The sequence below is a fragment of the Helicobacter sp. 23-1046 genome (assembly GCF_053654635.1).
Window position 1 is genome coordinate 68651 of the sequence record NZ_JBSIUS010000003.1, and the last position, 12743, is coordinate 81393.

The 12743-nt window shown below is 38.3% G+C and carries 14 protein-coding genes; all 14 read right to left on the bottom strand.

Annotated elements, in window-relative coordinates; translation table 11 throughout:
* Positions 1–114: 114 nt before the first annotated feature.
* Positions 115–858 (bottom strand): phosphoribosylanthranilate isomerase, encoded by a 744-nt coding sequence (locus ACWIUJ_RS08030; protein ID WP_454170119.1) that lies wholly within the window; start codon positions 856–858, stop codon positions 115–117.
* A 100-nt stretch (positions 859–958) separates the two neighbouring features.
* Positions 959–1636 (bottom strand): hypothetical protein, encoded by a 678-nt coding sequence (locus ACWIUJ_RS08035; protein ID WP_454170121.1) that lies wholly within the window; start codon positions 1634–1636, stop codon positions 959–961.
* Positions 1637–1685: 49 nt separating this feature from the next.
* A complete protein-coding gene (locus ACWIUJ_RS08040) occupies positions 1686–2066 on the bottom strand; it encodes a type II toxin-antitoxin system death-on-curing family toxin (protein WP_454170123.1) in 381 nt (126 codons plus the stop codon).
* Positions 2067–2372: 306 nt separating this feature from the next.
* A complete protein-coding gene (locus ACWIUJ_RS08045) occupies positions 2373–2930 on the bottom strand; it encodes a hypothetical protein (protein ID WP_454170125.1) in 558 nt (185 codons plus the stop codon).
* Positions 2930–4117: a restriction endonuclease subunit M gene (locus tag ACWIUJ_RS08050; protein ID WP_454170127.1), complete on the bottom strand. Its 1188-nt coding sequence runs from the start codon at positions 4115–4117 to the stop codon at positions 2930–2932. The genes ACWIUJ_RS08045 and ACWIUJ_RS08050 overlap by 1 nt, the downstream gene beginning before the upstream one ends.
* 57 nt (positions 4118–4174) lie before the next feature.
* Positions 4175–5062: an indole-3-glycerol phosphate synthase TrpC gene (gene trpC, locus ACWIUJ_RS08055; RefSeq protein ID WP_454170129.1), complete on the bottom strand. Its 888-nt coding sequence runs from the start codon at positions 5060–5062 to the stop codon at positions 4175–4177.
* A 14-nt stretch (positions 5063–5076) separates the two neighbouring features.
* Positions 5077–5808, bottom strand: a complete 732-nt coding sequence (locus ACWIUJ_RS08060) for a hypothetical protein (protein ID WP_454170131.1) — start codon at positions 5806–5808, stop codon at positions 5077–5079.
* A gap of 10 nt (positions 5809–5818) precedes the next feature.
* Positions 5819–7099, bottom strand: coding sequence for a hypothetical protein (locus ACWIUJ_RS08065; RefSeq protein WP_454170133.1), 1281 nt, complete (start codon positions 7097–7099; stop codon positions 5819–5821).
* Positions 7100–7248: 149 nt separating this feature from the next.
* Positions 7249–8598, bottom strand: coding sequence for a hypothetical protein (locus tag ACWIUJ_RS08070; protein WP_454170135.1), 1350 nt, complete (start codon positions 8596–8598; stop codon positions 7249–7251).
* Between the two features lie 259 nt (positions 8599–8857).
* On the bottom strand, positions 8858–9598 hold the full coding sequence (locus ACWIUJ_RS08075) for a hypothetical protein (protein WP_454170137.1): 741 nt from the start codon (positions 9596–9598) through the stop codon (positions 8858–8860).
* 86 nt (positions 9599–9684) lie between these two features.
* On the bottom strand, positions 9685–10263 hold the full coding sequence (locus ACWIUJ_RS08080; protein ID WP_454170139.1) for a hypothetical protein: 579 nt from the start codon (positions 10261–10263) through the stop codon (positions 9685–9687).
* Positions 10264–10304: 41 nt separating this feature from the next.
* On the bottom strand, positions 10305–11318 hold the full coding sequence (gene trpD, locus ACWIUJ_RS08085; protein ID WP_454170141.1) for an anthranilate phosphoribosyltransferase: 1014 nt from the start codon (positions 11316–11318) through the stop codon (positions 10305–10307).
* A gap of 33 nt (positions 11319–11351) precedes the next feature.
* Complete coding sequence (locus ACWIUJ_RS08090) at positions 11352–12182, bottom strand: CAP domain-containing protein (protein ID WP_454170143.1); 831 nt, start codon at positions 12180–12182, stop codon at positions 11352–11354.
* 39 nt (positions 12183–12221) lie between these two features.
* Positions 12222–12686, bottom strand: a complete 465-nt coding sequence (locus ACWIUJ_RS08095; RefSeq protein WP_454149908.1) for a hypothetical protein — start codon at positions 12684–12686, stop codon at positions 12222–12224.
* Positions 12687–12743: the final 57 nt, after the last annotated feature.

Here is a 12743-nt window from a genome sequence, read left to right on the forward strand (position 1 = left end):
AAAAGCGTGATTGTAGCGAAAATTTAATGGATTTATGCGAATTGCAAAATCATAGAGAATCTAAAATCGTGCCGTAAAAGTCCGCACTTTGTCGCTATGAATCCGCTATGAATCTTATTTGGATTCGCCACTAGCGCGGAGGGTTTTGATAATTTGTTGCATTTTAGCAAAATCTTTTTTGCCATTTGATTCGATTCCGCTTGAAATGTCAATCGCATAGGGATTGAGCGACATTGCGCGGGGCAGATTGTCCGCATTTATCCCACCTGCAAGGAAAAAGCGCGAGTGAAAGTTATGCGCGAAGTGTTGTGAATCTTTGTGATTTGCGCTTGAATCTATGCCGCAAATCTTTGAACCCGCATTTTTTTGATTCGCATTCTGTGAATCTATACGCGAATCGTGCAATTTTTGCGTCAAAAGATTCCACTCAAACGCCACTCCACTACCCGCATTTGCGCTATCTAGCAAGATATAATCCGCGCTTGATTTTAAAGCCTCGCCCAAAGAGCGCGAATCGCGCATTTTAATCGCCTTGATAATGGGCGCACTCTTGCCATAATCTTTTTGCAACGATTCGCACAACGCGCTAATGTAGGCGTTATTTTCATTGCCGTGAAGTTGCACTATGTCGATGATTTTGCGTTGCACCGCTTCACAAACGCGCTCCACAGGACTATCTACAAACACACCCACCGACTTAATGTGTGAATCTAAACGCGCTTTTAGCTCCCTTGCCAAAGTAAAATCCACAAATCGCTTGGATTGCCTCGCAAACACAAAGCCGATGAAATCGGGCATTAGCGCGTTTGCGAACTCAATATCACACTCCCTAAATAACCCACAAAATTTGATTTTCATTAACCTAGCCTTTGAGCTACCCTACATTTTTGCTTTCTATAATATTCGTATTTGTAAGACGCTATCCTTAATTAAAAATTTAAATGCCAAATTTTAGCGTTTATTCCTTGCACTTGCCACTTTTGTAGCATTGCTTTTCAAGATTTTCCCTAAAGGGCTGATTTACCACGCTTATGGGGATAAGCACGGATTTGTTTTTATCATCGCGTGGTTGGCGATAAAAAATATCCGTTTTATCAAGCACAAACTGCCCTTTTTTATCGCTCGCCTTAAAATACTCCCTGCTATATTGATACAGATAAAAATCATCATCGATGAATTTATAGGTGGTGTAGTTTTTATGCACATTTCTATCCCTAAAATCGTTGATTTCAAAGACTATGGTAAAGTATGCGTCTTTAAAATCAATGCGCGCTTCCTCGTTGATGCCTTTGCTACAAATCACATTTGTATCGGCTCTGTTTGGCAAGTATTCGAATATGGCGGCACAATGAGCTACTTGCTCGTGCGTGTATTCCACCCCATATTCCTCGTCAAAATCCTTCCTCGCTTCTACAAGGGCAAAGCCATATTTTTTGCCTGAGAATTTTTTGTTTTCACTAAGGAGTATGTGCGCTGTATAATCCACATCAGAATCATCTACTAGTTGTTTCACTTGATTTTGTAGATATTCTACGACTTTATCCATAGCGCAATCCTCATCGCAAACTGCATTTGCATTTATCGCCCCAAATGCCAAAAGCGCGATGAGCGCAAAGATTTTGCGTAATGTTTTCATTTGTTTTTGTCCTTTTTAAAATTTAAAAGCGAATCCTAGTAATTTTTACCTAAAGCGACAAAACTTCTGCCAAAATCGCTTTTAGCGAATCTTTGTTTATTTCATCATTTGCCACGCCTACCACGACATTTTCAAGTCTTTCATAAAAATCATTTGGCAAAATTTCAGGCGCATTTATCAGCACAAAAACCCTTGCAATAAGAATCGCACTGCGTTTATTTCCGTCCAAAAATGGGTGAAATTTCACACAGCAAAAAACCAAATGCGTAAGTTTATCCAAAAAGTTAGGATAAAAATCATCGTTTTTGATATGCTCTAACGCGGATTCTAAGTAGCCTACGCGTGAAGATTCAAAGCCCTGCAATCCGCCCATTACCTCTATCATTTTATCGTGCAAGGCAATGGCGTCCTCAAGCGATAAATAATTCATTTATCTTTTAACCGCTCAAAAACAGGGTAGTTTTGTGGCTTTTGAAAATCTGCAATAGTCTCATCTATCGCTTCTTTAATGCTTTTTTTGGCTTTTATGTTTAAATCTTGCACCTTGCATCGGACGCGTGGATTTTACTTTATTGTGCGTTTGATTGCCTCTAGCGTTGCGTTATCGACATTTTCTAGCGTGATTGTCATTTTGCATTCCTTTTGTAAAATCTATGGCGATATTGTAGCAAAATTTGGCTTTATAGATTCGCGCCTTTTAGGGCGTTTAATGCGTGGGTTTTGTTAGATTCGCGCATTAGGGTTTTGATTTTAGATTTTTCTTAATCGCTTTTTTATCAAGCCCCATTTTGGCATAAAATAGTGCGACAACTTCTTCGCGGGTTTTTACCTCTATCATTTGCTCTTTTTTAAAATCCCATTTATATCCCGCACCCGTGCCACGCTCACCGCGATTATGCAACTTGCTAAAATCAATTTCGCTAATTTTTTCTAACCGCATATAAAGATTATCGGGCGCAACCCCGATAAAGCAGATAAAATCGCAATTTGCCGTGTTTTTGATATGCTCATTCTGAAACTTGTCATTCACATCAAGGCTTGAAGTCTTTACCTCCACGCGAATATCGTTGATTTTAATATCCCAATCCCCTTGGTCGCCGTCTTGATAGGCAAGTGAAATATTGCGCTCTTTGCTAAAAATATCGCGCAAAAGCCGTTCGCCAAAGCTTCCGCGTTTATCGATTTGCAAGTGGCGAATCCGTGCGTATTTGCTCGTGCTTTTCCATTTTGAAGTGGCATTTACTTCGCGCTCAATCTCGCTAAATACGGCATTTGCAATCTCTAAAATATCCATTACATTAAGCCTTTATCGTAGAAACCTTGCTCAATCAACGCTTTTTCGATAAGCGAAGTGCGGAGATTTAGGCTAGAATTTGTGCCTAAAAAGCTCGTTTTTACCCAATCGATTGATTCTAGCGCGGATTTTATACGCGCCCTCTCTTGTGGATTTTCGCGCAAAATCACAATGCCATAACCGCGCCTATGTGGGAGCGTTTCAAAGTCATAGTAGATTTTCATCTGTGGCTTACTAGCGGAGTGAAAGCAGGTGCTAGGCAGGTATAAATCGCATTTATAGAGCATTGCTTTATTTCGCGTGCTTGAACTCGTCCCGCCATCGCTAAGAGAGTAGATTTTGATAAAGTCTTTGCAGGTTTTTGACGCATTAGATTCAATATTTAGCGTTTTATTGCTAAGTAATTTTTTATGCGCCCAAATTTGAAAAAGTGTCGCCACTTCGACTTCCTTGCCATTTGGATACACAAAGCTATTTAGCGGGAGTTTTTCGCTATGGACTAGCTCATAGTCTCTCACGCGCTTTTTTGGGCTACCCTTGCCATCGCTATCAAAAAGCGGAGGCAAGATAAAGGCGACAAAATCCGCGCCATTTTGCAAATCCTTAGAATCCCCAAAATCCCCCGCGTGATTGATAAAACGCAAAGCTAGATTCCCGCGAAGTCCAAAAGGTGGATTGCCTAGCACGATATATTTTTGGCGTGATTTTGTGTTGCTTTTAAATTCAGATTCGCGCTCTTTTGGGGTGAATCCCAAAAAATTCTCACATAAAATGCCTTTGTTTTCATACTCTTTTTTGTCCTCCAAATCAATGCCGATTCGCCTATCTTTTGGCATTAGATTAAAAAAGCTCAAATCCCCACAACTTGGCTCTATAAATGTGTAATCGCTAGAATCTAATTTGTGAAAATCTAAAAATTTTAAAAATGATTCAAAGCAATATTTTGCCACTTCTTTTTTGGTAAAAAATTCGTTGTGGCTACGAAAATCCACCTTTTGTAAGTCGTATTTATTGCCTAGCAAAAAGTTTAAATCATAGAGATATTCATTTGGGATTTTTTGTGTCGCCTCCCACCGTTTTAATGTGCCTGTGTGTAAGTATAATTTATCAGCGATTGATTGAAGTGAGTGGGCTAAACGCAACTCGTTATAAATAGAATTTGCGCTAATTGCGATATTTGCCGTCATTTTGTGCCTTTATGCCTTATAAAATTTTTGTGGGATTATAGCCAAAATTTTGCAATTTTATTCAAACCCGCGCAATCGATTTAATGCGTGGGTTTTGTCGCTTTGTCGCATTAGCGATTCGCCGATGAGGACGGCGTTTATGTCGTGCGATTCTAAAAGGGCAATGTCCTCTCTTGTGGCGATTCCAGACTCGCTGACAAAGATTTTGTCCTTTGGGACAAGCTTTTTTAGGCGCACACTTGTGCCTAAATCCACTTTGAAGCTCCGCAAGTCGCGGTTATTTACGCCGATGAGTTTCGCGGAGGTTTGGAGCGCATTTTGAAGCGCACCCTCGCTATGCGATTCTATCAAAACGCTTAATCCAAGCGATTTTGCAATGTCGCAAAACTCCACCATTTGCGCTAATTCTAACACTTCGCTAATGAGCAACACACAATCCGCACCCAAAACTTTCGCACCATAAATCATATAGCTATCGATGATGAAATCCTTGCGTAGAGTAGGGATTTTCACCGCCTTTGCAATCTCGCGCAAATAGCTATCCGCACCCAAAAAATACTCTGGCTCAGTTAGGCAGGAAATGCAATCCGCTCCCGCACTCTCATAATCCCGCGCAATTTGGAGGTATGGGAAATCCTCCGCGATAATGCCCTTTGATGGTGAAGCCTTTTTGACTTCGCAGATAAAGCGCATTGTGTGGCGCGAATCTATTACATTTAAGCGTGAATCCGCATTTGAATCCACGCTTAAATCTCTACGCGAATCTAACGCCTTTTCAAACGCAAAGGGCGGCTTTATCATTGAATCTGCGCTTAATTCAAGTGATTTAAGCTGATTTTTATACAGCGATTGCGCTTTTTCACGCATTTCATTAAAAGGGATTTGCGCCTTTTCACGCTCCACTCGTGCCTTTGTCGATTTTATAATCTTTGTCAAAATATCCATTTATTCCCCCTTTATTATTTCCTAAATGCGCCTGTGATGATAATATGTGGCGTAATGCCACTTGGCAAAGGCGCGTTTTCTAGCACTTCAAGTGTGATGCTATATTTACTCCAAACTTTTGTATCAAATAATGCCAAAGTTATGATACCCTCATCGCTCCACAAATCCCCCCTTAAAGTCCCCTTTGCAGTTGTAAAATATAATGGCAACGTTAAGATTTGCTCTTGCCTTAGCTTTGGATTGCCTAGTGGCGTAAAAATGAGCTTAAATTTAAAATACTGATTTGGGTGATAGCTTTGCAAAATCTTTAAAACCTTTTGCTTTTGCAAATCGTCCCAATGGCATATAGGACGACAACCATAGGCAAATTTATTTGTAGCTGCAGGTCGCCAAATATAATCAAGTCGCTTGATAAAATCCGCTCCATTTTGGATAGGGAGATTCTCAAATGCTACTCTAATGTCATTGTCATCATCTGTGGGATAACTATCCCTCCAATATGTATCGGGCTTAAAAAATATTTGAATGGCAATGTGCGGGTCGTGCCTCCACAAATCAAGTGGCATTGTGAATTGCTTTTCATACACATTGCCTTGCTTGGTAAAATCAAATGGCTCTTTTATGTAAAAATACTCTGCCTTAAGTGGATTTAGCGCGCAGCCAGAATATAAATTCATTTGCAATATCAACAATGGCAATATGCAACACTTCAATGTGTGATTGATTTGTTTTGCGATTTTTATCACCATAGTAACCTTATTCTAACTTAAAATCTAGTTTTTGCATCATTTCTTTGCTCCAGCCTTTTGGGGGATTGGTAATGCTAGGGTAGATTCTAGGGAAAAATTCGATAAATACGCTTTTATTATCGCTTAATTCAAAATAGTATTTGCCTAGTGGGGAGGGTGTGATAGGTTGTCCTCTTGTAAATAAAGCTTGGTTGGGGGAGGTAAAAGAAAAATAATAGCCATTAGAATCTATGTCTTTGTGTCCTTTTTCGTCAGTTGGGATATAGTTTGAAGCCTCCACATTAAAAAAGCCATATTCCCATCCATTGTTTGAGCTACCCAATATTTCATCTTTTAATTCCTGTGATAAATTACTATGATATGTGGCACTAATATAATTTCGTAGTTTATAAAATAAATATTTCCACTGCTCATATTGTGATATTTTCTCATCATCTATATAGCTAGCTATGTTAAATAGCATATTGTTTTTTTCTGCGAGATAGCCTTGATAATAACGAATCGTATAGTTTCGCAAACTCCACACTAAATACGCATAAAATAACTCATCATATAATAAGATTTTATGATTTGGTTGATTGTTTTTCACTAGATAGTCAAGCGTAAGTAGTATTGCTTGCGTATATGGGGCTTTAGGGGCATTACTCCACCATTTAAACATATCTTTTTGTAAGATTCCTTTTGATAATAAATCATCATAGATTTTATCGTGCAAATGATAGGCTTTAATGCCGTGATTTTTATTTATTGATTCTATGTAGTTTGCGATAAATTCTGTGTTTTCTTGGTGTAATTGTGTGAAATATGAGATGATTTGCTCCTTTGTTAAAGTAATATTTGCTTTGCTATTTTTGCAAAGCGTTTTTACATTATTGGCGTTGTATATAGTGTAATTGCCCACCATTGCATCGTATTGTGCTTGTGGTGGGATATAGTTTTTATTTATTTCATCAAGCCATAAGGGATTGATTTTATCCACCTCATTAGCGATATTTACTATGTTTGAAGGGATAAATTTAGGGGCTAAAATGCCTTGCTTATTTTTGCTAAAAATAATTTTGCCTAAATATAGCCCTACTTTATGGTCTAATATTTGGTATTCATCATTTGGACACCAATCATTGATAGCATTTATGGCTGTATTTATGCCTAAATATATTTCTTTATCGGCTCGATTGCGTAAGAAGTCGTTGTGGATTTTTGGATTCCGAGCCCTACCTATTGACATTGCCTCTGCAATATCCAAGCCTAAAATGATAAATAATAGGATAAATGAGACTTTTTTCATCGTATCGACTCCATAAATTTTATGCGTGATTGTAGCGAAAATTCGCGCTTTTTAGATTTGCGTGAATCCTTTGAATCGCCACTAGATTCGCATTAGATTCGTTAGATTCGCAACTTTGTCGATTCGACAATCTTTGCTAAAATATCCATTTATTCCCCTTTGTGATACGCGCCCACAAACGCCAATGCCAATGCTTGATTGAAGCGGTAGGCGATATAGGTATTTAGCGTTAGATTAGCTTTTACTATGGCATCATCTAAAGCAATCAACCTAAAATCAAATGTAAAGTCCTTGTTATCTCTATGCAACTTTCGCCAATACTCAAATATGGGCTGATTGTTTTGAAAATTATTTTGCATAAATACGCTAATTGCTTGATAACCTATCTTTTGCCAAAGAATATTATCTTTTGTGGGACTATAATCCTCATTTAGAAAAAGCAAATCTTGATTGTTAGCCTTCCATTCCCCAAATCGCACAATAATCTTTTCCCAATCATTATAATGCACAAAAAATTCATTTTTGCCTTTAATAATCGGCGTTTTTGGCAACTCCAAATCCTTTTGATTCACATTCACTAGCTCCCAAAGCTCATTGTATGCTATGCCTAGCTTGTCGTATTTTACTTTTGGGATTAGAATCTCTTTTGAGTTAATGTCATAGCCTTTGAGATTGAGCGCATTTATGGTATGCCACTCTTTTTTGATATTTTTTTCGTTGAAAGGCTTATCGCCATAGATATTTTTGTGTAATTTTGTTTTGTCTTTAAAATTGTTTTGCGTGTATTCAAATGATTCGCTTTTAAGGGGTAAGTAGGCTTTCATAGTTGATTCATCTTTTAAAAATTCGCGTTTGATAGAATTTGGGATAATGTCATACACAAAATCATAAAGTGTGATTGCATCATAGTCGGCTAATGCTACATAATTGCTTATAATGCTATAATTTTCATCATCTGCATTATTTTTCTCTTGGAGTTTCATTTTGGCGATTGCTTCATAAATGTTTAGAATCTTGCCATTATAGGTGAATCTAAAATACTCACGCATAAAGTCTTTGTATGTTAATTTTGGATTTTGCGTTAGCTCTTTGTGCTTTTCATAGAGTTTGATAGTCTGCCATTGTGAAAAGATAAGCTGACTAAATGGATATTGCTTTACCAACAGCGAAAACTCATCATTGTGATTTTTATGAAAATCTAGCACTTCTAAAATGATTTGCTTTGGCAGGGGAATCCCAAAGGCATTGTAGTCTTTGTCGCGTAAATTTGGCAACTCTTTAAGCAACAGCAAATCTTTTTGTTTAAACTCAAATCTTGTGCGAATCATATTCAATTCAAGCGAAGCCATAGACAAAATCTGTTTATTTTGGTAAAAAAAATCGCCCCATTCGATTCTATCCTCTATATTGCTATGATTGCGTATGTAGTCTAGTGTCATCGCATTTGCGACATTTAGCGTGAAAATCAAAAATAGCGCGAGAAATCGTAGTTTTGGCATTACAATCCTTTGCATTTTTAAAATTTAAAAGCGTGATTGTAGCGAAAATTCGTGCTTTTTAGATTCGCGTTTGATTCGCGGTAAAATTTAGATTTACGCGGTTTAAATCAAAAATAACTTTTTAGATTCGTGTGAATCATTTAAATTTACACGCCACAAATGCAATCGATACAACCGCCACGAAAAATAACAAACTTAACTTTTTCATTGTTTGACTCCCCTTATGTATTAAGATAAATTTTTGCGCATTGTTTTGCTTTTATGGTTTATTTGTTGGACAGATATATATTTCAAAAAGGTGTAAATCTTCGTCATCATCTTCGGTAAAACTTGTATAAATCACATCTTTGCTACTATACAAATTTTGATACCTATCATAGTCGAAATTGCCAAATGGATAGCGTGATTGATAACACTCTAAATCATTGCCCTGATAGTTTTGCGATTCCATTGCACTAAAACGAACCACCACACTATCATCGTGCCAAGCAATACTCATAAAAGAAATTTTATAAACACGCTCTGCTGGATAATTAGAATGCTTTAATTTCATAATTCTGTCTTTTGCCTCACTGAAAGCTATGTATGTATCTGCGTTTTTTATATCATTGCAATCTTTGAGATTTTTGACAAAAGTTTTGCCCCAAAAAATATTGCCACCATACAAACCACCACTATATTTAGCAATGTCATCACCTATAAATCTCGCCGAAAAACCCACATTGCTTTTTTCTGTATAAGTGGCATTTTGTAAATCATTTGGATTTGGGATTAAAGCGTGTGTGGCTTCATTGTTAGATTTGTTTGAATCTTGTGGATTCGCACTTGAATCTATGCTTGAATCCGCACTAGATTCGTTAGATTCAACCTGTGAATCGTTAGTATTTATCGTTTGCGATTCGCGTGAATCTTGCGAATATTTTGAATCCTTTGAATCGCCACACGCCACAAACACCACCGACAAAACCGCCACGAAAATTACCAAACTTAATTTTTTCATTTTTACCCCTTTGAATCTAAAATTTAAAAAGTGTGATTATAGCGAATCATTGAGCGGTTTTAGATTCGTGCCTTTGGCGATTTATCTCACAAATCATTCGCCTTTTTTAGAATCCCTTGCAGTTTTGAGTGATTTTTATATTTTTCTTGCAAGGTTTTATAGACTTGTGGCAATGGCTTACAATATTGCTCTATTTTTTTATCAAGTTCTTTTTGCCTTGCCTTATTATACGCTTCCTCGCCACGAAAATAATTACACCCACAAGCATTCTGTATATAGTTTTCAATATCTTGTGGATACAGCATACTATATTCTATCACACTTTGCGTATCATTTCCCACTTGATACAACGAAATTTCATAGTTTCTATAAGAGCAGATTTTCTCGCCATTTTCAAAGGCATTTAGGCGTATGATTACTTCGTTTTCATTACGCCATTGCACCTTAAGGCTTTTATAGCCATAGATTTCACTTTCCCAATCATCAAACATTTTGGCAATATCATTCATCATTACAATTTCTTGCGGGAGATAATAGCTATCTGCAAGGATTGGTTTTACCACATAATACGCCTTAACAATGTCCGTATCTTTAAGTGTTATTTCTTCTATCACTTCGGCAAACAACACACTACAAAAAATCAACATAGCACATACGAATCGCATTTTTACCCCTTTGAATCTAAAAATTTAATTGCGAATCTTATCTAATTTTTATTACTCTCTACAATAAACCGCTCTAATTGCGCCATAGCCTTGCCTGAATCAATCAGCGATTCTGCCATTTTCACGCCTTGCGCTATATCGCTCACTTTATTAGCGACATACAGCGCAGCTCCAGCGTTGAGACACACGGCTTCTCTCTTTGCACCGCGCTCTTTGCCACTTAAAATCTCACGCGTGATTTGGGCGTTTTGCACCGCATCGCCCCCGCGAATCTCATCTTTTTGGCGCAGTGGATAGCCAAAGTCGCTAGGCGCGATTTCATACTCTCTAAACTGCCCCTCTATCACTTCACACACGGCGGTTTTCGCGCTCACTGAGATTTCATCAAGTTTATCCTTGCCATAGACTACCATTGCGCGTTTCACGCCTAAATTATTCATAACCCGCGCTAGTGGCTTCACAAGGCTTTCATCATACACGCCCATAAGCTCCATATTCGCACCAGCAGGGTTTGAGAGTGGTCCTAAAATATTAAAAATCGTCCTAATGCCTAGCTCTTTGCGAATGGGCGCGACATAGCGCATAGCGATATGGTAATTTTGCGCAAAGAGAAAGCAAATGTGGATTGTTTGCATTAGCTCCAAACTGCGCTCGGGCGGGAGATTGATATTTACGCCAAGTGCTTCCAACACATCAGCTGCGCCACTTTTGGAGCTTGCCGCACGATTGCCGTGCTTTGCCACGCTCACCCCCGCACTTGAAACGACAAGGGACGCGGTGGTAGAGATATTAAACGAATTTGCGCCATCGCCCCCTGTGCCGACAATTTCAAGCACATTGTGATTATGCAAAACTCTCACGCAATGCTCCCGCATACTCATCGCGCTACCCGTGATTTCATCGATACTCTCGCCCTTTAGGCTTAATGCGGTGAGATATGACGCCATCTGCACAGGTGTGGCAATGCCCTGCATAATCTCATCCATCACTTCTTTTGCCTGAATGAAGCTTAAATCTTGCCTTTGTGTGAGTGCCAAAATCGCTTCTTGTATCATTTTATCGCCTTTTTAAGTTGAAGTTTTTAGAATCTATTGTGCTTGTTTGGTAAAAAGCTGTGTCCAATACGCCTGCCCTTGATAGAAAAACAATCCAACCCCAATGCTATCAAAATCTTTGGTTAAAATATTAGCGCGATGACCGGGCGAGTTCATCCAACCATTTACCACTTCATAGGCGTCTGCTTGCCCAGATGCGAGATTTTCCCCACTTACAATGTAGTCAATGCCAAACTCCTCAAACACCGTGTAAAAATTCCTACCATCAGGGCGTTTGTGGTCAAATAAGCGCACGGTTTCTTTTGCTCTTTTCAGTGCGGCTCTGCTTAAATCTTCATCATAAAAAACATCATTGTAGATTCCATTCGCTCTGCGGGCTTGGTTCGTTAGAGCGATAACTTTTTGGACTTCACTTTGGGCGTCTTGTATTTCTTTGGCAAGGAGCGCGACTATGTATTGCATATTATTTTTTTCATATAAGCCAATGCTAAGATAATCATATTTTTGGCTAAAGATGTCAGCGGAGTTTTTCTCTACTAGGTGTTTTGTCAAATCTGTGGTTTGCATATTGCCATAAGTGGCGAAGACTCGATAAAATGAAATGTCTAAATCAATGTTTTTAAACAGCGCGCCAATGGTTGATTTTTGCCTTAAAATGGTGTTATCATAGGCAAGCAAATACGCCACTCTATCGGCAATTCTTTGCAGGGTTTTGTGATTTTGGAGTGTGGGGAGATTGGCATTAAAGCGGTAGTTGTTAATAATGCCTGCTAAATCTTGCTGGTCGTATTGAATGTTTTGAGCAAGTGTGTGTGTGCTTAGAAAAAGCAAGCCTATAAAAAAGAGTTGGTATAGCTTTGCCACGACTTTCCTTTGATTGGAGATTCTGTATTTGACGAGGATTTAAGAATCTTGCTTGGCAATTTTGTTTTGTAATCGCTCCCACTCATTTAATCGTTGCATAAAAATCACTTGGAGTTTTTTGGGTTTAAGATGTGTAGTGCGCTCAAACTCTTTAATTTGCTTGATAACTTCGAGCAAATCTTTGATTTTCATCGTTACAGATGACACATTTGAGTTGTAATCTTCACTTTGGGTGTAGTGTTGGATTTGCTTCGCATTTCTTGGCTTGATTTTGGTTTTAAGAGAAATATCGCGCCTCCCACAATACTGCACAAAAGAAGCCTGCACGGCAAAAGTCCTAAATACATCGTTTAAAATGACATAATCCCCTTGCTTATCCTTTATGTCATTTGGGCTAAACTTCGTTTTAATGCCTTGTTGCTTGGTCGTGCTTAGGGCTGGTTTGTCGATAGATTTACTGGGAGATTTTTGCGTGGTGGTTGATTTAGATTGTTTTTTAGGCATTGCCACTCCTTATTTTTTATTACAAGGCACGATTATAGCACTTATTTTAGAGAAATG

What these genes read in the sequence shown, in the direction of transcription:
- ACWIUJ_RS08030 (WP_454170119.1), bottom strand. Translation starts at nt 858, where the DNA reads ATGAAAATCAAATTTTGTGGGTTATTTAGGGAGTGTGATATTGAGTTC.
- ACWIUJ_RS08035 (WP_454170121.1), bottom strand. Translation starts at nt 1,636, where the DNA reads ATGAAAACATTACGCAAAATCTTTGCGCTCATCGCGCTTTTGGCATTT.
- ACWIUJ_RS08040 (WP_454170123.1), bottom strand. Translation starts at nt 2,066, where the DNA reads ATGAATTATTTATCGCTTGAGGACGCCATTGCCTTGCACGATAAAATG.
- ACWIUJ_RS08045 (WP_454170125.1), bottom strand. Translation starts at nt 2,930, where the DNA reads ATGGATATTTTAGAGATTGCAAATGCCGTATTTAGCGAGATTGAGCGC.
- ACWIUJ_RS08050 (WP_454170127.1), bottom strand. Translation starts at nt 4,117, where the DNA reads ATGACGGCAAATATCGCAATTAGCGCAAATTCTATTTATAACGAGTTG.
- trpC (WP_454170129.1), bottom strand. Translation starts at nt 5,062, where the DNA reads ATGGATATTTTGACAAAGATTATAAAATCGACAAAGGCACGAGTGGAG.
- ACWIUJ_RS08065 (WP_454170133.1), bottom strand. Translation starts at nt 7,099, where the DNA reads ATGAAAAAAGTCTCATTTATCCTATTATTTATCATTTTAGGCTTGGAT.
- ACWIUJ_RS08070 (WP_454170135.1), bottom strand. Translation starts at nt 8,598, where the DNA reads ATGCCAAAACTACGATTTCTCGCGCTATTTTTGATTTTCACGCTAAAT.
- ACWIUJ_RS08075 (WP_454170137.1), bottom strand. Translation starts at nt 9,598, where the DNA reads ATGAAAAAATTAAGTTTGGTAATTTTCGTGGCGGTTTTGTCGGTGGTG.
- ACWIUJ_RS08080 (WP_454170139.1), bottom strand. Translation starts at nt 10,263, where the DNA reads ATGCGATTCGTATGTGCTATGTTGATTTTTTGTAGTGTGTTGTTTGCC.
- trpD (WP_454170141.1), bottom strand. Translation starts at nt 11,318, where the DNA reads ATGATACAAGAAGCGATTTTGGCACTCACACAAAGGCAAGATTTAAGC.
- ACWIUJ_RS08095 (WP_454149908.1), bottom strand. Translation starts at nt 12,686, where the DNA reads ATGCCTAAAAAACAATCTAAATCAACCACCACGCAAAAATCTCCCAGT.